The organism is Promicromonospora sp. Populi (assembly GCF_041081105.1).
Taxonomy (GTDB): domain Bacteria; phylum Actinomycetota; class Actinomycetes; order Actinomycetales; family Cellulomonadaceae; genus Promicromonospora.
Genome location: NZ_CP163528.1, coordinates 1 through 19,559 on the forward strand (window position 1 = coordinate 1; position 19,559 = coordinate 19,559).

Consider the following 19,559-nt stretch of genomic DNA (forward strand, 5'->3'; position numbering starts at 1 on the left):
CCGCCCAAGGGGATTCTAGAGACCGTGAGATAGGAAATTTTCCGCTAACGAAATCGAAGACCGCTCGTAGCCTCTGCTGCCCGTCAATGATCTCCCGACGGCCGGTCCTAACCGCTTGACCGAGAAGCCTGATGTGTACCGGTGGCACGGGATATCCGCGCAGGAGCGAGTCGATAAAGTAGGAGCGAGCGGCCGGACTCCACACTGGTCGCCTTTGGAATTTAGGGCTAAGTTCCAACTCTCCTTGCTCGTACCACGCCAGGAGATCGAAGCTCGTGTAGTTCGTCAAAGCATGCTTCGCGGCCATGAGGTGCACACTAGCCCTGCATGCCATCTGGAGAAACCGTGGGTTCCGAATATCGCCCGGTCGGTTGGTTTTCAGATGCACCGGAAGGGTTGCTGCAAACGACAGCCGCGATCGCGGCGGCAGGCCACCCAGAGTGGGCCGCGCCGCCATCGCTCGAGGCGCGTTCACGCGAGGCTGGCGACAACGAGGGAGATCGCACGCCTGGTCACGAGTGCAACCTACGGAGTGCCGCCGCCACCGTTGGCGAGCGGCGCACCATCTCAGCAGGCATGACAGCAGCGGCCCCACTCTGCAGGGTCGGACCGCCGCGATCTCGTGGAACTTCCTCGTTCAAGGGCTTGCTCAGGCCAGGTGGTCACCGATGATGAGCCTGCCGATGCCGTCAACGACTGCGTCTGCGTCCGCCTCGCGTAGTTCCACCCCGCGCTGTCGTGTCTTGGCATATCCGATGGATCGGAGGCCTGTGGCTTTCGCTATCTCGATGTCGGACACGGCGTCCCCGATGAGGACGGAGCTTCCTGGAGCGCTTCCCGTGATTTCGAGTGCGCGCTCAACGGCGTGTGGGTGGGGCTTCATGCGGTCTGGCCGCATAAAGGGGCAACCAATGACATCACGCACGTTCGGGTGCGGTGGTGGCGGTCGAGGTAGATGCGGATCGCGAATGCCTCGTTGTTGCTGATGATGACCACCGGAATTCCAGTGGCGTGGAGATCAGAGAGGCGCGTGTGCGCCCGCGGTCGGCACGCAGGTCTTGGCTGAGTCCATCTCTGCGAGGGCGCAAGCGTCACTGACGTCGCGGAGAGCGTCCGGTGCATACGTTCCAGCCCAGCGGATGACGGCGAGGTGGTCCGAGGTCGTGGCGATTTCACCAGGCAGTGTGATGTCGTTCTGCTCAAGCGCCCGCCTGGCAGAGTCGGCCGCGTGCATGTTGGCCGGCGCGGGCACCAGGGGAGTGATTGCGCCGTCAAAGTCGAGGAGGACCGCGGCTGATTCCTTGAGGAGCTGTGCGGCATCAGTCACGGAGTCACCTCGGTTGCGGTGCTCTCGGTGCGCAGCGGGTTGCGCGAGGTGACGGCGGTCGACAGGCGGTGGCGTAAGTTCCGCGAGCGGCACACGGAATGGTCCTGGATCATCCTGCACCCGTTCCGCAAGAGCGTAGGGACCGCTGTGGAGAGCGGCGCGGACATCGAAGCGGCGGCCGCCCAGCTCGGACATTCACGGTCAGCGGTAACCGCAAAGCACTACGTTGCGACGCCGGACTTGGGTCCGGATCACCGCGCAATCCTGGAGCGGTTCGGCGAGGGATAGCGCTGGGTTCCTCCGGATCGGAAGACTCGAGGCCCGGAATCTGCGGATTCCGGGCCTCGCTGTTCCTCCGCCGGTGACCGGCAACAACACCCCGCGAGTTCAGAAGTACGCCCTAGATGTCGTCCAACCTCTCGTTGCGAGACTTGGACAGGAAGTAGATGCGCTCTCTGGGGCGCGCCCCGCCGCCCATCGCCGCGATGCCACCATCGCCGCGGTGCACTTCCTCGATGATGCGCCAAACACCGTCCAACTTGGGCACGGGTTCGACCGGCGTGCCGCCGAGCATGATCGTCCATGTGTCGTTGGCAGAAGTGTCTCCCTGTCCGAGGTAGACGATCGTGGCTACATGCTCGGCTCCAGGGTCGCCGTCGATGCGAGCATGGTAGATCTCGGCCCACTCCCCGAGCGATCGGTTCGCTTCGACCTGGCCGAACACGCTCTGTCCAGGCGGGATCTCGGTGGGACGATTGCCCAGTGTCAGCGAATTCGAATCGAGGAATCCGCCTGGCATGATGGCAACGTGCTGCTGGCTGTCGTTGCGGATCGTCACGGGCATCCGAACAGCTATTCTCCGGTCGGCGTCACGCGGCATGTGCAGCACGGGACTGGCGGTGCCAACCGGCAGCGGGTTCGCGTCACCCCCAACGATTGAGGGCTCCACGGGCGGCCACAGAGGTTCAGACGTCAGTACTGTGATGGTCGGCATGGTCGCGTCGATCCGTGCCTCCTCCAGCCTTAGCGTAGCCCGACGCGCCTCGGACCGCTGGTGCGCTGCCTCGTCTCTTGCGTCCTGGGCCTCCTGTTGGGCGAGCGCGAGGGCGGCGTGAGCGACCGTCACCTGATCATCGGCCGCCTTCGCCTGCTCTTTGGTCCAGTGCGCGGCGCGCCACGCGAAAAGACCAGCCGCGACAGCCGCGAGGAAGGTCAGCGCACCGCTTACAGCGTTGATCCAGTCCGTCACTGTCGGGTTAAGGGCCTCCGCTGTCGCCTCGGTCTGCAGCGACGTAGCAGACACCTCGCGCACAGCCAAGGTCACCGCGGCGCCGAAGGCATCGATCCAGTCCGGGGTCAACATGGTCAGAAACTACCGTCCGCGGCTCGGTCTCGCTTGCCGGTAATGGTCGTTGTGGCCGGAGCATGGTGTTTCGAGCGCTCGTGTCCCCTCTGGGATGGAGTGTGCGGCGGAGGCGGTCACCATAGTGGTAGATAGCGCTGGGTTTCTGCTGGGTCGGCACCGTGTAACGGAAAGAGAGAGGCCTGGAATCGGCGGGATTCCTGGCCTCCGGTGCCCCGTACAGAACTTGAACCTGTGACCGAGTCGATTAAAAAGGCCCGGCTCGACGAGCGAGCGGCGTTCTTGCAATTCGCGTGCGGTGGTGGTGGTCATGTGCTTCCTCCTCGTTGTACGGGGTGGTGCTAGACATGCCCGCCAGGGGCGGGCTTGCGGCTGGGTAGTGCTACGGGGGTCTGGGGCTCCACCCAGCCGCAAGATCAGTGCGGACTGGCTACAGGCCGCTCAGGGGTAGTTCGAATCCAGCTGGGCCGTGTCCGGTGACGCTGCGCCATTGCGCGCGGCGGCGGCCCTCGTCGCCGCGTGGGTAGGGCAGGCCTGCCTCTAGTGCGGCGGTCTCGATCGCGCGCATCGTGATGCCCACGCCGGACGGGATCGGTGCGTGCCTGACCCAGCGGCCGTCCTGGAGGGTCCACGCTTCACATCGGGCCAGGTCCGGTCCGACGCCGTGCCATACCCGCAGCACGACCGGTCCGGGAGCGGTCCGCTCGGCGGTGGCGATCTGCGCGGCCAGCGGGGAGAGTGAACCGTCCACAGTAGGTACAAGTGAGGCCAGGACAGGCAGGGCACCGGCCTGATTGATGGTGCCGGTGGTTTCGTCGGCGGCGCTGCGCACGATCGCTGGCGCGTGTCCCATCGCGACCGAGCGTTCTGCCCAGGTCAGCATGTCGAGGTCGTTGACGCCGTCGCCGACTGCCACCGTTCGATCCGCAGGGATGCCCAGGTGGGTTCGGACGACGTCGAGCGCTGCGGCCTTGTTAACGCCCGCTGCGGTGATGTCGAGCCAGTCCGCCCGTTGCGGGGCCACTGTGACCCCCGTGGCGCGCAGGGCGTCGGTATAGCGGCGGAGATCAGGGGCGCTGAGCGCGATTCGGGTCGCGGACTCTGCCATCAGATCGGCCAGCAGAACAGTCTTCTGCTGCCCGTTGAGTTCACCTGATTCGAATGGGCTGCTGGTGCGCCAGCCCCACCCGATCTCCTCGAGCGCCACTCGCACGCTCGGCGCCACGTCCAAGGCGCGCCGGATGACTGGCGCGGGATCGAACATTCGGGCCTCGACGATGTCGTAGCCAGACGGCGCGGACGGGTTCAGGTGAACGGTCAGAGCACCGTTGGAGCACACCGCCCACCCGGTGGAGAGACCCAGCCGGGTAGCGATCGGCAGCAACCCCGCCAAGGATCTGCCCGTGGCGAGCACAATCTCGTGGCCGGCCGCACGAACCAGGTCCAGCGTCTCGACCGTCCCGGATGGAATCCGCCGATCGCTGTCTATCAGCGTGCCGTCGATATCCAGGGCAACGAGCACCCGAGCGGATGTGGCGGTCACGGCACTCATGGGGCCACGACCTGCCGCAGCGCTGAACGCACCTGGACCTCCAGACCGTCGCGCTCACCAGTCCACAGTGTGTGACCGGGAACGAACATGCGGTGGTCCAACGGGGACTCGCACCCCAGGGCTCGCGCGATCTGCTCTCCGCGGTCGATGTCCGTGGGCTGTAGGCAGATCCGGCCACGGGTGAGCGTCACGATCTCGATCTGGTCCGGACCCACAGTCCGCAGAGCGTCCGTGGCGGCGGCCATGGCGAAGATGAGTTGATCCATGGCAGTGAGCACCCCGTCATCGGGGCTCGGTCGAACTCTCATCGCGTTCTCCTCTGTCCGATACAGGGGCGACGGGTCGCGCGCCCTCGGCTCCCTGGCTCGGCAGTCGATTCCGCGCCGAGCAACTTCCAAAACCTTACTGCGTTTTCAGTAAGGTGCCAAGGAATGGGTCCGGAACTAGAGGCAGAGGCGCTACGTGCTTGCGACGTAGAGTGAGTGCGCGCGTCGGCTCTTTGCGCAGGCCGGAGCAGGTGTGAAACGGAGCAGAGGAGCGATCGAGGATGAGCAGCGACGGGCAGTGGACAAGCGTGTCTCTGCCGTACGTGACCGGCGAGCCCGGGGATGCCTGGGCTGCAGAGGCCAAGGCCCATGGCGGCAAGGGCACGCAGCGGCTGGTGGCCGTGGACACGCGGCCCGCTCCCGAGTTCGTCGCCCGCGCTTTGGGGCTTCAGCCCGGTGAGGAGGTAGTGCTGCGCTCCCGTGTGATGCTCCTGGACGACCGCCCGGTGGAGCTCGTTGACTCGTACTACCCGGCCTCGATCGCCCGAGACACTCGCCTTGCGGAGACGAGCAAGATCCCCGGCGGCGCCGTTGCCCACCTGGTAACTCTGGGCCACCCGCCTCGACGCGTCGTCGAGGACGTCACCGCACGCATCGCAACCCCAGCGGAAGCCGAGGAGTTCGGACTGGACCTTCCGGCCGCGATAGTCGAGCTCTCCCGAGTGATCCTTTCCGACAACGACCAACCCGTGGAGGCCAGCGTGATGCTCTCACCGGCCGACGCCCGCAGACTGCGCTACGAGATCACCCCGTGACCCACCGGACATGTGCGGGAGCAGGACATGCCCCGCGGAACTGATCAGCGGCCTCGCCACGAGCAGGTCGCCGCCGAGCTGCGCGAGCAGATCCTCAGCGGCGATCTGGCACCCGGGGCTCAGCTTCCGTCGACCGCCCAGCTCATGGCGCGGTTCGACGCGGCGAACGCCACCATCCAGCGCGCGCTGAAGTCCCTGAAGGACGAAGGGTTCCTCAACAGCCGCGTCGGCAAGGGCGTCTACGTCCGCAACCAGCCGCCACTGGTCATTGACACCGGCGCCTACCTCCCACCGGACGGCTCGTTCTCCTACGAGCTGCTCGACGTCGAGACCGTCGACCCGCCCGCCGACGTCGCCATCGCCCTGGGACTCGCTGACGGAGAACAGACGGTGCGGCGCCGCAGGATCCTGCTCCACGATGGGCAGCCGCTTGAACTCTCCGCCTCGTACTACCCGGCAAGCCTCGCCGAGGGCACACCGCTGTCCGCGCCGGGCAAGATCGTGGGCGGAGCGCCCAAGGTCTTCACGGGCCTTGGTCTGCCTCCCCGTGCCTTCGTCGATCGCGTCTCAGCAAGGCCTCCAACACGAGAAGAGGTCGAGATGCTCGACCTACCCGTACGCGCCCCGGTGATCCGCCAGCTCCGAGTCGTGCTCTCCGACGATGACCGGCCAGTCGAGGCATCGGTACTCGTCAAGGGAGCGCACCTGTACGAGCTCCAGTTCAGGCGCCTCATACCAGACTCGGACTGAATCCCGTGACCAAGGCATGCAGGTGGCCCGGGTCGAGCACGCGCATGATCACTCCTGCTGTGTCTCGTTCTGCACCCACTCCAGGTACTTCTGGTGTCCGCCGATCACGGGCGTCACCAGGACCTCCGGGACATCGTAGGAGTGCTCACGCACGATGTACTCGGTGAGCCGGTCCGCGAGGGCAGCGGTCGTCTTGAACGTGACGCGCCATTCCTTGTCCTTCTGCACCGCGCCGTCCCAGCGATACACGCTCGTGACCGGGCCCTCGGCCTGCGCGCACGCCGCGAGGCGAGCTTCGACAGCCGACGAGGCGAGAGACTCAGCCTCCTCCACAGCATCAAACGTCGTCGCAACCTGCACGAACGGCACGTCGCCCGGAATGTTCGCCATGGCAGCGAGCGTACCGGCGTCGGGCAAGCGTGGGATCGAGGCGCGGGTGCCCGCTATTGTCGCCCGGGTACTGGCGCGGTGTCAGACTCGCGCTGGCGACACGGCGAGGGGACGGTGGGTGCGATCGAACTGCTTCTGGACCGCACGTCGGAGGCTCGGCGTCTGGGTCGGGGCGTTCGTGAGTTCGGGCAGGTCCCGGCCGAGGATCGCTCCTGGGCTGGCGTGTGAAGCGCGGGCCAGGGCGGATCGACAGGCGGTTCGTCGTTCCGTTCTATCTGAGGATGAGCGGTGCCAGCGCGCTTGCCTATCTGCCCGACGTCGAACGGGGCCTTGTGCGCGCGAGCGGCAAGATCACTGCGACGGAGGTGCGGTGGCTGCTGGACACAGGGGACTGGCGGCGGATGGCTATGGGTGCGTGGTTCGCCCTGGCAGTCCCAGCGGAGGAGGTCCGCGAAACCGTCGTCGCCGGCATGGCCGAATCACACCGCGATGACTCAGCGCTTCCACTTGCGGCCGTCAGCGCGATGCTCGCCGGGCCTGATGCACTGGGAGCGATGAAGGCCTACCTCGAGCGGATCATCGATCAGCCTCGTCGGGACCAATCGTTTGAGATCGTGGCTGCCGCGATCGCCCACTTGGGAGGCACACCACCTGTGGCTCCCGCAACGTGGGCTGTCGAGGCATTCGAAGAACTACTCGCCACCGCGCAGGATCTTCAGAAGACGTTCCGTGCCCGCCGAGCTCGAAGACGAATGTAACCGCCGGGGGGACCGCTGTGCGCCGAAGTGGTGTGCGCATCTGACCTGCACGGATGCGCCCGCACACCCTGGTGTGCGGACGTCTTGGTGTGCGCAAAGCGTGCGCTCGTTAGTCATTCTCGACGCATGGATGTGTACGTGCGCCCAGGCCGCCAGGTAGAGGTCGGCGGGTGGAGCCCGCTGGTCCAACCGTGGGGCTATGCCACGCACGAGCGGGCTCCGGTTTCCACGATTCGGTGGCGAGCAATGTCCACGTGTTGGGGGACATGCGTTCGCCCTCTTCGCCGCCGTGTCCCCCACCCGGAACGCGCCTGGAAAGGCTGCATGGGGGACGTCATCTGGTACCTCGACGGGTATAGGTGGCGTGCACAATCGTGAGCATGGGGCAGGCAGGTGCAGATGTATGCGGGCTAACTCGGACATGTGCGGTGGTGGCAAATTGCCACCACCGTGCGACCTGGGGGTTCGCTCCGACATGCCGCGCGGTCACAGCTGGGCGGTCACCAGCCTCAGGGCTAATCCGGACAGTTGCGGTGGTGCCAATTTGGCACCACCGAGTGACCTGGGGTTCTACCGAACCGCCGACGCGCCGCTGGCCCGTTCCGGCTCTGGAGAACAAGCCGGACAACAATGGTTCTGCCAAATTGGCAGGACCATATGACCTGGGCAGACGGCCCTAAGGCCCCATCGAAATCACTGAGCTCGGGCGTCGATCACCGGTTATCGCACCAGGACGGCCCGCCGCCCGATTCGAGTTGCGGAAGGGATCCACGTCACCGATCCCGAGAAAGAAACGGGACAAATACGGTCCCGCCGAATTGGCGGGACCGTACGACCTGGGCGAACGCCCCGGCGCCCAGCGCTCGATCTACCCCGTGCAGGCCTCGATATAGACCTCTACCGCAGACCGTCGCACCACGACCCGTCGGCCGATCCGAGTTCCGGGTAGCAGCCCTCGCCGTACCAGCTCCCCGGCCGTCCACGACGAGACACCGAGATAGACCCCGATCTTTTCGTACGTCAGGTACGGGTCCTCAGGGTCGCCCGCTTGCTCGGCCCGGTACCGGTCCAGCACCGACAGCCGCATCCGCAGCCGGCCACCGATCCGAGCGCACGGTCCGACGCGGCCCCGGCGCACCAGCTCGCCGAACCACCAGCGAGACACGCCCAGCACCTCGGCGGCCTCGGCCGCTGTGAGCAGGGGATCGTCAATAGCAAACGGCAGCACATCCTCGGCATCCATCTCTGACTCCTGTCCGATCGCGGTCATCGACAGGTAGGTGTGTGTGAATCCCCAAGTACCCGCCGCCGCCCGGCCATGCAGAAAGCGCCGGGCAGCGGCGGGCTGGGTCACCCGCCCAGCCCAGGGAAATCCACGACATTCGACGCTCGCCTCGCGGCCTGGATCTCGGCCATCCGTGCCGCCAGCCGCTCGTCACCGTCGTCAGTCGCGTGCTGGTAGACCATTGCTGCGGCGACCGTCGAGTGCCCGATCCGCCGCTGCAGCTCGGCCAGCGTGGCCCCGGCTTCCGCGGCGCGGGTCGCTGCGAGGTGTCGCAGGTCGTGCCAGCGGAGCTCAAGAGGCGCCCCAGCTCGCCTCTTGGCGCGAGAGAACATCGACGACCGGTTCCCACCACGTACCGGCCGCCCGGCGGCTGTCGCGAATACCAGCGCCCGCGGGCCGGGCCCGGTGTAGCGGTCCAGATGCGCCAGGAGAGCTCGGGCTGCTTCGGGCGGCAGGTGCACCTTGCGGCGTCCGGCGTCCGACTTGGGCGGGCCGAACGCGACGGGCTTGCCCGGCACGTCCACGAGCGTCTGCCGCACGTTGAGCCGTACGCCGCCTTGCGGCGTTCGCTCGACGTGCTGGCGTTCGAGTGCGAACAGCTCGCCCGCGCGGAGCCCAGAGTGCGCCGCGACGATCACGGCTGCGCGGTACCGCTCCGACGGCCCGTCGAAGGCCGCAGCGATCGCGTCGACGACGGAGTCGCCGGGGACCACGCGTTCCGCGGGCCGGGTCTGGCCGGCGCCGCGGATGCTGCACGGGTTCGCCTCGATGAGCCGGTCGCGCACGGCGTCACCGCAGATCGTCCGCAGTAGCGCGTAGGTGTGCGCGGCCTGGGTGCGGCCGGTCACCGTCCCGGCATGCCGCGACTCGACCGACGCCGAACGCGGCTCCCCAGCGGACCGCCACGCCTGCCACACCGCCGCCGGCATCCGCCCGGAGTCGCCCACCGGCAGGCCAGTCGAACGTGCCCACGCCCGCACATGCGCGGCGTCGCTCGGCCTGCCACCACGGGCCAGCCACTCGGCAGCAGACGCCGCCGTGGCCACCAGCAGCGCCGCGTACCACTCGCTCACCATGGTGTGCGACAGCGAACGTAGGGGGAGCGCGCCGAGGTCGAGCGTTCGCGCACCTCCCGGGCTCGGCAGCGGCGTGAGGATCCAGCGCTGCAGCAGTCGCTCGTAGCCGTCGAGGGTGGAAGGCTTGAGGTCGCGGGTGGCGAGCCACCGCTGCGCGTACTCGCGCAGCGGCACGTCGCCCGTCTCGGGCTCGCGGTAGGTGCCCTGGTAGACGTCACTGAGCACGCGGGCCAGGGCGGCGTTCGCCGCCTTCTCGGACTCGAACGTTCCGATCGGACGGCGCACACCGTCGGGTCCGGTGTACCTGGCCTGCCAGCGGTTCGGGCCGCGCTGCCGGATGTTGCCGTAGGCGCGGCGGATGCTGCGGCGGGGACGCTTGGTCATGCTTCGAGGTGTGCGCGCGCTCCCAGAGAGAGCGCCCTGCGGATCGGGTGAAGCGGACATTGTGACTCCGGCTCCTGGCCCTGCCGCGAGCGACTTAGGGCCATTTAGGGCCAGCCAGCGCCGCTTCCAGCCCTCCAGAATGCACGAAGCCCAGGTCAGAAACACTCTCTGACCTGGGCTTCCGCACTCTGAGCGGGCGACGGGAATCGAACCCGCGTAATTAGTTTGGAAGACTAGAGCTCTACCATTGAGCTACGCCCGCGCGGCCCGTGCCCTAAGGCACGGGTGCGGACCACACCTTAGCAAACCTTGGGCGTTCACCACTCAAGGCGGCCGCGGCCCGGAAGACGGTCCCGGGTGTCGGGCGTGGTGAACGACCTGGCGCACCATGCCCTGGAATGAGCCGGACCGGCGCGCGCGGATCCGTTAAGATCTGTCCCACGCGCGCACGGGTGTACGCGCGGGTCACGCGGAAGCACGATGTCCGCGGACGACGGGCTGTGGCGCAGCTTGGTAGCGCATCTGCTTTGGGAGCAGAGGGTCGCTGGTTCGAATCCAGTCAGCCCGACCAGCGGAAACACGGTGGGGGAGTAGTTCGCTCCCCACCGTACTCCCCACCAGGACCTGGTTCAGGTTCGCCCCTGGTAGGCCGGCAGGGTCGCCGCCGCGAGGCCCAGCGCGTCGTCATGGGACCGCGCGAGTAGAGGCTGGTCACCTGCCACCTACGACTCACTCGGCAAGGACACCGAGCTGTTCCACTACGCCGACGACTGTGACCCCGAGTCCCTTGGTCAGCTCTCTGGGACGCGCTCGCCTCGTGCCTCCGCAAGTGCCACGCGCAGGGCGCTGGCATTCGCTGCGTTCGCCCGCGCAAAAACCCACAGCATGATCGCGAAGAAGAGCGCAACGAGCGTGGGTATCCAACCCCGGATCGACCCGACTGAAATTCCCACAAGCGTCGTGGCGCCGAAGACGCCGACAAGGCTCACGATCGCTGCCGTGGGTACGAAAATCAGCGAAAACGTGACGGGCTTGTCGTACCTCAGACCTAGCACCGTCCACTTTCGATAGCTGCCCAGATCGGGTGTGCGACTCGTCAGCTTCTCCAGTTCCGTCTCTGCGTGCCGGACACACTCACGTAGCAGGTCGGCCTCTCCTAACAGCCGCAGTGCGCTGGACAGGAGCAGCAGGATGGTCACGGGAAGCAAGAGGGGCGTGAACTGGATCCAGCGGTTGAGCCCGTCCATCGCCTCATTGCCAACTCCTAGATCCCCTGCCGCAAAGGCGGTGACTGCTGCTGTCGTCAGGGCGGCGGCGACGGCCATCGCACTCTGAGCGAGCGCTCCCTGCTCACCTGCGCGGAACTCGAACTGGTGCACCTCTGCTTGCCAGAAGGCGATGGCTCGATCGTCAGCGGCTGCCCGGTCCGATGCCCTGAGAGCGTTGGCGCGGCCATGCACGAGGTGGCGAGGCCTCCGCCCAGGGCGGCGTGTGCTGCGGAAGGGCAGGATCATCGTGTCCTCCCGATTAGGGTATTCACATTGGCAGGTGAACCCCTGGAACATAGCCCGGGGCCTCGAAGCGGAGTCGCGTCACAATGGGCAAATGTCAGGGCTGATCGGGGACAGGCCGCCAGGCCGTCTCGAGGATGTCGATTTCGAAGGCGATGTAGTCGAAGGCCGACGTGAAGAACTGATGCATGCAGCGAACTTCACTGTTCGGCGATGGGCATCGGGGACACCGGACGGAATGAACGTCGCGATCATCGAACCTGTCTCGAACCGGCACGACGACATCGTCATTATGCCAGCTTCGCACGACTATCGTATAGATCGCCTACTGCTGCATCGCCTGCAGTTGCTCGCTGCGGTCCTCCAACGGCGCGTGGTCACCGTCGAGTCTCCGGGGATCACCATGGACTTCGTGGATCCTCGCGCCACTAGACCCGCGGCGTTGGATCCACACATGATCCGATCCCTGCATCGTGGCGACTTCACCCCCCTCGCGGCCATGCAGTGGAACGCGGTCAAGGAAGTACTCGGCTACACGCCCGCAGCGGTTCGCCTCGTCGGTGAGTCGCTCGGGGCGCAGTTCTCGATGTCGATGCTGCCGGCCATAGATTCGCCCGTGTTGTCAGTCGATCTCGTCGAAGCGGTCAATCCCAACGGGCTTGCCGCACTGGAATTGGCGCGACACGGATGGCATCTCCGCCGCGGCGAGGAATCCCTGAGGATGCAGTACGTCGATCTGAACGCGATGCGTGGATGGCCGGTGATCACGTCGTTCGAGCGATCATCGCCGGAGAACGCGAGCATTGATCGCGAGCTGAAGAGCTGGCGGCTACAGGGACGAGCTGCCTTCGCGATGGCCTGGGGCCTTCGATCCGGAATCGTTGGGACACTGCGCGCGACGGTGGCAGCGGGAGCCGAGCCAGGCGACCTGGGACTCTGGCGTATGCGCGACAGCCGGGTATCGAGCATGGACTCGAGTCGGCTGCTTCTCGATGAGCTCGAGAGAGCCGGTTGGAGTACGAGGGGTTTCAATGTCGGGGCAAAGTTGTTTCCGCTGCCACTCGGCCACCACGCTCTGACGTCGTTCGATCTTATGGTCGCCTTCGGCGACGCCCTCATCCGTCGTTGGGATTAGCCCGCGCAGCCCATGACGACACCAAGTGCCGCGAACAGCGCTCGGTTCTTCACCGAAGCCATCCGCGACGGAGTGCTCTGGACGGTTCGCGACGCCGACGGGATCCCCGCGCCTGCGAACTCTGACGGTGAGCGGGCCATGCCCTTCTGGTCTCTCTGTAGTCGTGCGGAACGAGTACGCGACACCTCGCCGGAGTAAGACGATCGAGGGGCCTCCGAGCCAGGAGCATGACTGGGCCACGTACCCGCGTCGCTGGTTCGGCCGACCATGTGATGTCGCAGGATATCGGAATGGCCTGAACCTACGTTTCGTAGGTTCAGGCCATTTGTCACCGCCGACCCCACCGGTAACTGCCACACCGCCCGACGGTGTTCAGCGCATCGGTACTAGCCCAGCTGGAACTGCAGGAAGTTCATGACCGGATCCATGACGACCCGCGTGCTCCACATGGGGACGCTGGTGTCGCCGTTGGGAACGAGGTGGCCGTGGCCGGCATCCTGTACGACGAACCTCGTGGTCTGAACTCTCTTGCCCAGCAGGGCGTTGTGGAGCAGGACCGTCTGGCTCGGTGAGATCACACGGTCGTTGGATCCGTGGAAGTGGATGAACGGGGCATCACCGAAGCCCGCATAGGTGATTGGGTTGGCGGCGGCCACGGCGGCCGGCACGTCCAGGAGCCGCCGCGGATCGTTCGGGCCGAGGACGTACTTGACCAGCGCGTTGTCGGTGGAGTTCTCGAAGTATCCCTTCGTCGCGGGGTCGAAGTCGGAGGCGACCTTCGAGAGGTCGGACGCGCCGAACCACTCGACGACGGCCTGGACACGGCTGCTCTGGTTCAGGTTGTCGCCCGTGTCGAACTTCGTCACGCCTGCGGTGGTGCCGACCATTGAGGCCAGGTAGCCGCCCGCGGACTCGCCGTAGACGGCGACCTCGCTGGAGTTGATCCCGTACTCGGCGGCGTGGGCGCGCAGGAACCTGATTGCTGCCTTGACGTCCGACACCCCATCGACGTAAGTGGCCCCGTCCAAGATCGTGCGGTACTCGATGGAGGCCACCGCGTACCCCTGCTCGGCCATGTACGTGCGGCGGCCGATGTTGCCGGTCTTGTCCGCGAAGACGAACCCACCGCCTGGGATGTACACGACGAGGGGCCGGGGTCCGCCGGTCGCCGGGGTCTGGATGTCGAGCTTCAGAGCTCGCGGCTGACCACCGGCACCGGGGACGGTCGCGTAGGTTACGTCGGTGCGGAGGGTGATTGCGTTGGCCCCGCACTGGATCTTGGGGTCGTTGACGCTGGGGCGGAGCACCCAGCTGGTGTTGTTGTTGCTGCCGCCTACGGAGGTGGCCAAGGGCGTCCCTGAGAAGGGTGCCGGGATGTTGCAGTTCGCAGTGGCGGTCACGGCGGGGCTAGTGGCGGTGTCGGCCGCGGCGGTTACTGGGATGCTGGTTGCCGCAGCGACTCCGAAGAGCGCTGCAGCCAACAGGATCTTTCTCATTTTGCCGGTCATTGTTCTCCCTAGGTTCGTCATTGATCCTGGTCCTCAAAGAACTTGATGGATGCTGTCGCCCGGCGCGCGTACGCCCCGGCAGCCTCTTAGCGCAACGCGTCGGCAGTGACGAGTTGCTCCTTCAACGATCGAGCGGGTTAGCTCGAGGAGCTGGCGAACTTGGCGACGCTGGAGGTCAGCGTTCCCTGCAGGGCGAAGGACGGCGCGTGGTCGAGGATCAGGGACATGAAGCCGGGTTCGATGGCCTGGTTCGCCCAGGTCAGGGCGGTGTGGACGACGCCCCTGAGGTGGGGACCCGCTGAATCTCGACTAGCTCACTGGCATGCGCTCATTTGATAGGCAAGCACTAGCCCGCCACAAGTAGCCAGCCGTAAGGAAGTCTGACCCCCAGCGTTAGCAGTGATGACACGTTGGACATTTGACGTAGCGCGGAATGGCCCGAACCTACGTCGCCAACACGTGCTCAGCGGGGCGCGCGCCGTGCGCTAGCGGCTACCGGGATTGCTGCCGCGCAGATGTTAATGTCCGGCCAGTCGGCGCCGGCGTGGCGCCCAGTTCCACGGAGGTTGTCATGGTCCGGATCGACGCGCAGCGTACGGGGATCGAGCCCTTCCTCGACGAGGGCGACTCGTTCATGTCTGTCTTCAACGCGCTGTTCATCATCGTCCCGATCCTCTTCATCGGGGTCGTCGTCCTGATAATCGTGCTTGTTGTCGTCAACTCCCGGCGCCTCCGGAACAAGGGCATCAGTCCCCTGGCCACGGAGGCGGAGATCGTGGCCGACGCCGTGCGCGGCTCCGCGGCACAGCGATCCGGTGCTCAACCTGCGGCAAGTTCTGCGCAGACGATCGAGGCACGTCTGGCGGAGATCGAGCAGCTGCATGCAGCGGGCAAGATCACCACCGCCGAGCGCGACGCGGCGCGGGCATCCGTGCTCGGCACCCTCTGACGAAGGAACGGCCTGGCACCCACAACCGCGGATCCCATTCGGAGGGTTGAATTCCCAGGAATATTGTTCCTAGGAACATGGTTGTGCGGACCATGCAGCACTTCTTCGATGTACTGGTCCGGTACGAGACCGACCTCTGGGCGATGGTCGACAGTCGCCTCACCGCAGCGGGCGCGGTGTCCCTGGCGAAGCTCGAAGCACTCCGGGTGGTGGACCGGCACGCCGGCCGCTGCCGGGTCCATGAGATCTCAGCAGACCTCTCGATCACTGTGGGTGCGGCGAGCAAGCTCGTGGACCGGACAGAGCAGGCGGGTCTTGTGCGGCGGGAGCCGAACCCGCAGGACCGCCGTTCCGCGCTCGTGGTCCTGACACCGGCCGGTGCCGACGCGCTCGGGTTCGCCGACGAGGTCGCCAGCCGCGCGCTCGGCGACCACCTGGACGGATCCGGCGTCGACGTCGCGGCGCTGACGGACGGCCTCGCCGTCCTGCGCGAACGGCTCGCCGCCACGAAGCAGCTGGAGGTCGGGGCATGAGCGCGACCATGCGGGCTGTTGTCGTCGACCAGGCCGGAGGTCCCGAGGTGCTGCAGGTGCGGCGCATCCCGGTTCCGCTGCCCGCGCCCGGGTGGTTGCGGATCAAGGTCAAGGCGTTCGGCCTGAACCGTTCGGAGCTGCATTTCCGGCAGGGCCAGGCGTACAGCGGCACGTTTCCCCGCGTGCCGGGTATCGAGGCGGTTGGTTTGGTCGACCAGGACCCGAGCGGCTGGCTCGCCCCGGGCACTCAGGTCGCGACGATGATGGGCGGGATGGGCCGCGAGTTCGACGGCGGCTACGCCGAACTTGTCACCGTCCCCGCCGCCCAGGTGATCCCGTTCCGGAGCGACCTCCCGTGGGAGGTCCTGGGCGCCGTGCCCGAGATGCTGCAGACCGCCGCTGGCTCCCTCCGGGTGGGTCTTGAGGCGCGGGACGGGCAGACGCTTCTGATCCGGGGCGGCACGTCCTCCATCGGCCTCGCGCTGGCCGTCCTGGCCAAGGCGCGCGACATGACAGTCATCTCGACCACTCGCTCGGAGAGCCGACGGGAGCTGCTCGAGTCCGTCGGGGTGGACCATGTGCTGATCGACGACGGCGTGATCGCCCCGGCGATCCGTGAGCTCGTCCCCGACGGCGTCGACGGCGCCGTAGAGCTGGTCGGCACCAACGTGCTGCGCGACACGCTGCGCGCGGTACGCACCGGTGGCGTCGCCTGTTTCACCGGGATGCTCTCCGACCAGTGGACGGTCTCCGAGTTCTACCCGATGGACTGGCTGCCCAACGGCGTCCGGCTCACCGCCTACTCCGGCGAGAGCGCCGATCTTGCTCCGGCGACCCTGCAGGACTTTGTCGACGAGGTAGCCGCCGGCCGTGCGGTCGTGCCGGTCGGACGCGTCTATCGCCTCGACGACATTGCGCAGGCCCACCGCGACATGGAGGCCGGCACGATCGGCGGAAAGGGCGTGGTGCTGACATGACCGTCCCCATCGAGATCTGCCACGCGCGGTGGCTCAGCGAGCGCGCCTCCGCGGCTGCCGAGCCCCAGGCCTCGGTCGCCGAGACCGCGGACGACTCAGACGTTTCTGCGGCACCCATCAAGCCCCTCCGGCCGCCTCGGTCTCCGTAGGTGTCTCCGCTCCCGTCATCAGCGCCACAACCTCGGACATGCTGCGCTCCCGGGGATCCACCACCGCTGCACGCCTCCCAAGCCGGTGGACGTGAATCCGGTCAGCCACCTCGAAGACATGCGGCATGTCGTGGCTGATCAGCACCACGGGTATCCCGCGCTCGCGAATGGACCGGATCAGGTCGATGACCATCCCGGACTCACGCACACCGAGCGCCGCGGTGGGCTCGTCCATGATGATCACGCCGTGGCCAAAGGCCGCCGCCCGGGCCACGGCCACACCCTGGCGTTGCCCACCGGAGAGGGTCTCGACGGACTGGGTGACCGACTTGATCCCGATCTTCAGGTCGGTGAGGTGCCCCGATGCCTCCCTGCGCATACGCGGCATGTCCAGTCGGCGGAACACGCTCCCGGCGATGCCCTTGCGGCGGATCTCGCGCCCGAGGAACACGTTGGTAGCGATGTCGAGCGCCGGGACGACGGCCAGCTCCTGGTAGACGGTCTCGATGCCGTGGGCGCGGGCGTCGCGAGTGTTGCGGAACGTGACCTTGGTGCCGTTCATGAGGATGTCGCCGGCGTCTGGGACGACCGCCCCGGCCAGTGCCTTGATCAGGCTGGACTTCCCGGCCCCGTTGTCGCCGATCACCGCAAGGACCTCACCGGCCCGGAGGTCGAAGTCGGCGCCGTTGATGGCCGTGACCTGTCCGTACCGCTTGACCAGGCCGCGTGCTGCAAGAACCGGTGTCTGCGTGGAGGTTTCCTGCGAAGGCGTGGTCATGAGGCCCTCCTGCGGGCGAACTGGTCGACGGTCACGGCGACGATGACAAGGATGCCGGTGGCGATGTTCTGGTAGAGGCTGTCGACCCCCGCCTGGGTGAGGCCGTTGCGCAGGACCCCCACGATGAGGGTGCCGATCAGGGTGCCTCCCACACCGCCTCGCCCACCGAACAGGCTGGTTCCGCCGATGACGACGGCGGTGATGGAGTCGAGGTTCGCGGTCTGCAGGGCGTTCGGGTCGGCATTGGGGATCCGGCCGAGGGCTGCCCACGCGGCGAAGGCGGCGATGAGGCCGGTCATGAGATACACCGAGAAGACGGTCCGACCGGACCTGATGCCCGAGAGTACGGCGGCGGGCAGGCTGCCGCCCACCGCGTAGACGTGTCGACCGCCCGCGGTCTGCGAGAGGACGTACCACGCCACGGCGTAGAGGAGCAGCATCGCGACGACACCCAACGACGTCGAGAAGGGCCCGACGTTGAGGAAGAAGCCGAGAAAGGTCAGGGGCCCCTCGGGCACCTGGTAGGTCTGCGACCCGGCGAGCAGCCGGGCGGCGGCCTGGATGGCGGTGAAGGTGCCGAGCGTGACGATGAAGGGCGGCAGCCTCAGCACCGTGACCAGGCCGCCGTTCAGGGCCCCCAAGAGGGTGCAGACGGCGAAGGTGGTCAGCAGGGCGGCGACGGCGCCGTTCGTGCCGGCTGTCTGCGCCATGACGATGGTGCCCAGGACGGTGACGGCGCCGATGGACAGGTCGATGCCCGAGGTCAGGATGATCAGGGTCTGCCCGACGGCGAGAATCCCGATCACGACGGACTGCTGCAGGATCAGGGACAGATTCTGCGGGTTGAGGAAGGTGTCCGAGACCAGGCTGAAGATGATGACGGACACCACCAGCGCCGCCACCGGGCCCAGTAGTGGATTGCGGGCCATGGCCTGGAGGATGGACCGCCCGGTGGCGGCGCTGGGACGCACTGCGGTTGTTGTGCTCATAAGTTTCTCCGGTCCGTCGTAGGTCAGCCCCAGCAGTTTTCGGCGCCCCAGGCGGTGTTCTCGGAGTCGACGCCGTCGACGGGCTGGTCGGTGATCAGCACTGAGCCGGTGTCGACGAACCCGGAGGGCCGGGTGCCGTCCTCGACGAACTGGACGATGGCCTCGGTGCCCTGCTGGACCATCCGGGCCGGGAACTGCATGACGGTCGCGCCGATGACGCCGGCCGCGACGTCCGCCACGCCGGTGCAGCTGCCGTCTACGGACCCGATGGTGATCTGGTCCTCCAGGCCGCGGGCCTGGATGGCGGCGTACCCGCCGGCGGCGGCCGGTTCGTTGATCGTGTAGACGGCGTTGGTGTCGGGCGCGCGCTGCAGCAGGTTCTCCATGGCGGTCTGGGCCCTGGTCTGGTCACCGTTGGTGTCCTCGGCTCCGACGATCGCGGGGTCGCCCTCCTCGATGCCGAACCCTTCCAGGAACCCGTCGTGGCGGAAGGTGTCGACAGTCCCGCCAGGGGTGCCGTCGAGCATGATGAGCTGCGGCTCCTCGTCGCCGAGTGCCGCGCGGACCCACGTGCCCTGGGCGACGCCCGCGGCGAAGTTGTCGGTGGCGAAGGTGGCGTCGACGGCGTCCTCCGGGTCGGTAGCGGTGTCGAGGGCGACGACGAGCACACCGGCGGACCGGGCCTGCTCGATGGCGGCCAGGATCCCCGAGGAGGAGTTGGGCGTGATCATGATCCCGTCCACCCCCTGGCTCACCAGGTTCTCGATCGCGGCGACCTGGCCCTCGTTGTCCCCGTCGAAGGCACCGGCCAGCGCGATGAGCTCCGCGCCGGCTTCGTCTGCGGCGGTCTGCGCTTCCTCGCGCATCGTGACGAAGAAGGGGTTGGAGTCGGTCTTGGTGATCAGGCCGATCGTGACGGTGTCGTCGCCACCGGCACCGGTCTCGCCGCCGCCCGAGGCTTCCTCGGACGGGGCGGTAATGCTGCAGGCGGCCAGGACGAACAGGAGCGATCCGGCCAGGGCGGCCGGTCGCAGGGAGGTCTTTCTTATGCTGCGCATCTGAAC

General features: G+C 66.9%; 21 protein-coding genes, 2 tRNA genes and 1 pseudogene. 9 read left to right on the forward strand and 15 right to left on the reverse strand.

Features of this window, described 5'->3' with window-relative positions; translation table 11 throughout:
* Window positions 1–52: 52 nt before the first annotated feature.
* The 6 genes and pseudogenes from AB1046_RS00005 to AB1046_RS00030 all read right to left on the reverse strand — a co-directional run.
* A pseudogene (locus AB1046_RS00005) lies at window positions 53–457 on the reverse strand (DUF262 domain-containing protein); the annotation flags it as partial.
* A 192-nt stretch (window positions 458–649) separates the two neighbouring features.
* Window positions 650–898: an HAD family hydrolase gene (locus AB1046_RS00010; protein ID WP_369371734.1), complete on the reverse strand. Its 249-nt coding sequence runs from the start codon at window positions 896–898 to the stop codon at window positions 650–652.
* 120 nt (window positions 899–1,018) lie between these two features.
* Window positions 1,019–1,327, reverse strand: coding sequence for a hypothetical protein (locus AB1046_RS00015; protein ID WP_369371735.1), 309 nt, complete (start codon window positions 1,325–1,327; stop codon window positions 1,019–1,021).
* Between the two features lie 400 nt (window positions 1,328–1,727).
* A complete protein-coding gene (locus AB1046_RS00020; RefSeq protein WP_369371736.1) occupies window positions 1,728–2,690 on the reverse strand; it encodes a hypothetical protein in 963 nt (320 codons plus the stop codon).
* A gap of 430 nt (window positions 2,691–3,120) precedes the next feature.
* A complete protein-coding gene (locus AB1046_RS00025; protein ID WP_369371737.1) occupies window positions 3,121–4,242 on the reverse strand; it encodes an HAD family hydrolase in 1,122 nt (373 codons plus the stop codon).
* Window positions 4,239–4,508: a hypothetical protein gene (locus AB1046_RS00030; RefSeq protein ID WP_369371738.1), complete on the reverse strand. Its 270-nt coding sequence runs from the start codon at window positions 4,506–4,508 to the stop codon at window positions 4,239–4,241. Before AB1046_RS00030 ends, AB1046_RS00025 begins: the two co-directional genes overlap by 4 nt.
* 281 nt (window positions 4,509–4,789) lie before the next feature.
* Between AB1046_RS00030 and AB1046_RS00035 the strand changes: the two genes are divergently transcribed.
* Both AB1046_RS00035 and AB1046_RS00040 read left to right on the forward strand, forming a co-directional pair.
* Complete coding sequence (locus AB1046_RS00035; RefSeq protein WP_369371739.1) at window positions 4,790–5,323, forward strand: GntR family transcriptional regulator; 534 nt, start codon at window positions 4,790–4,792, stop codon at window positions 5,321–5,323.
* A 27-nt stretch (window positions 5,324–5,350) separates the two neighbouring features.
* Window positions 5,351–6,073: a GntR family transcriptional regulator gene (locus AB1046_RS00040; RefSeq protein ID WP_369371740.1), complete on the forward strand. Its 723-nt coding sequence runs from the start codon at window positions 5,351–5,353 to the stop codon at window positions 6,071–6,073.
* Between the two features lie 48 nt (window positions 6,074–6,121).
* On the opposite strand, the gene cutA is transcribed toward AB1046_RS00040, so the two are convergent.
* Window positions 6,122–6,463, reverse strand: a complete 342-nt coding sequence (gene cutA, locus AB1046_RS00045) for a divalent-cation tolerance protein CutA (protein ID WP_369371741.1) — start codon at window positions 6,461–6,463, stop codon at window positions 6,122–6,124.
* A gap of 224 nt (window positions 6,464–6,687) precedes the next feature.
* On the opposite strand from cutA, the gene AB1046_RS00050 reads away from it, so the two are divergent.
* Window positions 6,688–7,221: a DUF6000 family protein gene (locus AB1046_RS00050; RefSeq protein ID WP_369371742.1), complete on the forward strand. Its 534-nt coding sequence runs from the start codon at window positions 6,688–6,690 to the stop codon at window positions 7,219–7,221.
* Window positions 7,222–8,089: 868 nt separating this feature from the next.
* On the opposite strand, the gene AB1046_RS00055 is transcribed toward AB1046_RS00050, so the two are convergent.
* The 3 genes from AB1046_RS00055 to AB1046_RS00065 form a co-directional block, all read right to left on the reverse strand.
* Complete coding sequence (locus AB1046_RS00055) at window positions 8,090–8,575, reverse strand: helix-turn-helix domain-containing protein (RefSeq protein ID WP_369371743.1); 486 nt, start codon at window positions 8,573–8,575, stop codon at window positions 8,090–8,092.
* Window positions 8,572–9,966, reverse strand: coding sequence for a tyrosine recombinase XerC (xerC, locus tag AB1046_RS00060; protein WP_369371744.1), 1,395 nt, complete (start codon window positions 9,964–9,966; stop codon window positions 8,572–8,574). The genes AB1046_RS00055 and xerC overlap by 4 nt, the downstream gene beginning before the upstream one ends.
* 191 nt (window positions 9,967–10,157) lie before the next feature.
* Window positions 10,158–10,228 (reverse strand) — tRNA-Gly (locus AB1046_RS00065).
* A 232-nt stretch (window positions 10,229–10,460) separates the two neighbouring features.
* Between AB1046_RS00065 and AB1046_RS00070 the strand changes: the two genes are divergently transcribed.
* Window positions 10,461–10,537: transfer RNA gene (locus AB1046_RS00070), tRNA-Pro, on the forward strand.
* A gap of 220 nt (window positions 10,538–10,757) precedes the next feature.
* Here the strand turns inward: AB1046_RS00070 and AB1046_RS00075 are convergent.
* A complete protein-coding gene (locus tag AB1046_RS00075) occupies window positions 10,758–11,480 on the reverse strand; it encodes a hypothetical protein (RefSeq protein WP_369371745.1) in 723 nt (240 codons plus the stop codon).
* Window positions 11,481–11,571: 91 nt separating this feature from the next.
* Between AB1046_RS00075 and AB1046_RS00080 the strand changes: the two genes are divergently transcribed.
* A complete protein-coding gene (locus AB1046_RS00080; protein WP_369371746.1) occupies window positions 11,572–12,612 on the forward strand; it encodes a hypothetical protein in 1,041 nt (346 codons plus the stop codon).
* Window positions 12,613–12,624: 12 nt separating this feature from the next.
* On the forward strand, window positions 12,625–12,810 hold the full coding sequence (locus tag AB1046_RS00085; protein WP_369371747.1) for a DUF2750 domain-containing protein: 186 nt from the start codon (window positions 12,625–12,627) through the stop codon (window positions 12,808–12,810).
* 188 nt (window positions 12,811–12,998) lie between these two features.
* Here AB1046_RS00085 and AB1046_RS00090 read toward each other — a convergent pair whose 3' ends face one another.
* A complete protein-coding gene (locus AB1046_RS00090) occupies window positions 12,999–14,141 on the reverse strand; it encodes a carboxylesterase family protein (RefSeq protein WP_369371748.1) in 1,143 nt (380 codons plus the stop codon).
* Window positions 14,142–14,691: 550 nt separating this feature from the next.
* Here AB1046_RS00090 and AB1046_RS00095 point away from each other — a divergent pair.
* The 3 genes from AB1046_RS00095 (at window position 14,692) to AB1046_RS00105 (ending at window position 16,579) form a co-directional block, all read left to right on the forward strand.
* A complete protein-coding gene (locus tag AB1046_RS00095; protein WP_369371749.1) occupies window positions 14,692–15,069 on the forward strand; it encodes a hypothetical protein in 378 nt (125 codons plus the stop codon).
* A gap of 77 nt (window positions 15,070–15,146) precedes the next feature.
* Complete coding sequence (locus tag AB1046_RS00100) at window positions 15,147–15,602, forward strand: MarR family winged helix-turn-helix transcriptional regulator (RefSeq protein WP_369371750.1); 456 nt, start codon at window positions 15,147–15,149, stop codon at window positions 15,600–15,602.
* The gene (locus AB1046_RS00105) at window positions 15,599–16,579 is read left to right on the forward strand and encodes a zinc-binding alcohol dehydrogenase family protein (protein WP_369371751.1); all 981 of its coding nucleotides are present in this window, start codon (window positions 15,599–15,601) and stop codon (window positions 16,577–16,579) included. The genes AB1046_RS00100 and AB1046_RS00105 overlap by 4 nt, the downstream gene beginning before the upstream one ends.
* A gap of 117 nt (window positions 16,580–16,696) precedes the next feature.
* On the opposite strand, the gene AB1046_RS00110 is transcribed toward AB1046_RS00105, so the two are convergent.
* From AB1046_RS00110 to AB1046_RS00120, 3 genes are read right to left on the reverse strand one after another with little or no spacing between them, the layout of a single operon-like run.
* Window positions 16,697–17,506 (reverse strand): ATP-binding cassette domain-containing protein, encoded by an 810-nt coding sequence (locus tag AB1046_RS00110; protein ID WP_369371752.1) that lies wholly within the window; start codon window positions 17,504–17,506, stop codon window positions 16,697–16,699.
* On the reverse strand, window positions 17,503–18,495 hold the full coding sequence (locus AB1046_RS00115) for an ABC transporter permease (protein ID WP_369371753.1): 993 nt from the start codon (window positions 18,493–18,495) through the stop codon (window positions 17,503–17,505). Before AB1046_RS00115 ends, AB1046_RS00110 begins: the two co-directional genes overlap by 4 nt.
* Window positions 18,496–18,518: 23 nt before the next feature.
* Window positions 18,519–19,553: a substrate-binding domain-containing protein gene (locus tag AB1046_RS00120; RefSeq protein WP_369371754.1), complete on the reverse strand. Its 1,035-nt coding sequence runs from the start codon at window positions 19,551–19,553 to the stop codon at window positions 18,519–18,521.
* Window positions 19,554–19,559 lie beyond the last annotated feature (6 nt).

What these genes read in the sequence shown, in the direction of transcription:
- AB1046_RS00010 (WP_369371734.1), bottom strand. Translation starts at nt 898, where the DNA reads ATGCGGCCAGACCGCATGAAGCCCCACCCACACGCCGTTGAGCGCGCA.
- AB1046_RS00020 (WP_369371736.1), bottom strand. Translation starts at nt 2,690, where the DNA reads ATGTTGACCCCGGACTGGATCGATGCCTTCGGCGCCGCGGTGACCTTG.
- AB1046_RS00025 (WP_369371737.1), bottom strand. Translation starts at nt 4,242, where the DNA reads ATGAGTGCCGTGACCGCCACATCCGCTCGGGTGCTCGTTGCCCTGGAT.
- AB1046_RS00030 (WP_369371738.1), bottom strand. Translation starts at nt 4,508, where the DNA reads ATGGATCAACTCATCTTCGCCATGGCCGCCGCCACGGACGCTCTGCGG.
- AB1046_RS00035 (WP_369371739.1), top strand. Translation starts at nt 4,790, where the DNA reads ATGAGCAGCGACGGGCAGTGGACAAGCGTGTCTCTGCCGTACGTGACC.
- AB1046_RS00040 (WP_369371740.1), top strand. Translation starts at nt 5,351, where the DNA reads ATGCCCCGCGGAACTGATCAGCGGCCTCGCCACGAGCAGGTCGCCGCC.
- cutA (WP_369371741.1), bottom strand. Translation starts at nt 6,463, where the DNA reads ATGGCGAACATTCCGGGCGACGTGCCGTTCGTGCAGGTTGCGACGACG.
- xerC (WP_369371744.1), bottom strand. Translation starts at nt 9,966, where the DNA reads ATGACCAAGCGTCCCCGCCGCAGCATCCGCCGCGCCTACGGCAACATC.
- AB1046_RS00075 (WP_369371745.1), bottom strand. Translation starts at nt 11,480, where the DNA reads ATGATCCTGCCCTTCCGCAGCACACGCCGCCCTGGGCGGAGGCCTCGC.
- AB1046_RS00080 (WP_369371746.1), top strand. Translation starts at nt 11,572, where the DNA reads ATGTCAGGGCTGATCGGGGACAGGCCGCCAGGCCGTCTCGAGGATGTC.
- AB1046_RS00085 (WP_369371747.1), top strand. Translation starts at nt 12,625, where the DNA reads ATGACGACACCAAGTGCCGCGAACAGCGCTCGGTTCTTCACCGAAGCC.
- AB1046_RS00090 (WP_369371748.1), bottom strand. Translation starts at nt 14,141, where the DNA reads ATGACGAACCTAGGGAGAACAATGACCGGCAAAATGAGAAAGATCCTG.
- AB1046_RS00095 (WP_369371749.1), top strand. Translation starts at nt 14,692, where the DNA reads ATGGTCCGGATCGACGCGCAGCGTACGGGGATCGAGCCCTTCCTCGAC.
- AB1046_RS00100 (WP_369371750.1), top strand. Translation starts at nt 15,147, where the DNA reads ATGGTTGTGCGGACCATGCAGCACTTCTTCGATGTACTGGTCCGGTAC.
- AB1046_RS00105 (WP_369371751.1), top strand. Translation starts at nt 15,599, where the DNA reads ATGAGCGCGACCATGCGGGCTGTTGTCGTCGACCAGGCCGGAGGTCCC.
- AB1046_RS00110 (WP_369371752.1), bottom strand. Translation starts at nt 17,506, where the DNA reads ATGACCACGCCTTCGCAGGAAACCTCCACGCAGACACCGGTTCTTGCA.
- AB1046_RS00115 (WP_369371753.1), bottom strand. Translation starts at nt 18,495, where the DNA reads ATGAGCACAACAACCGCAGTGCGTCCCAGCGCCGCCACCGGGCGGTCC.
- AB1046_RS00120 (WP_369371754.1), bottom strand. Translation starts at nt 19,553, where the DNA reads ATGCGCAGCATAAGAAAGACCTCCCTGCGACCGGCCGCCCTGGCCGGA.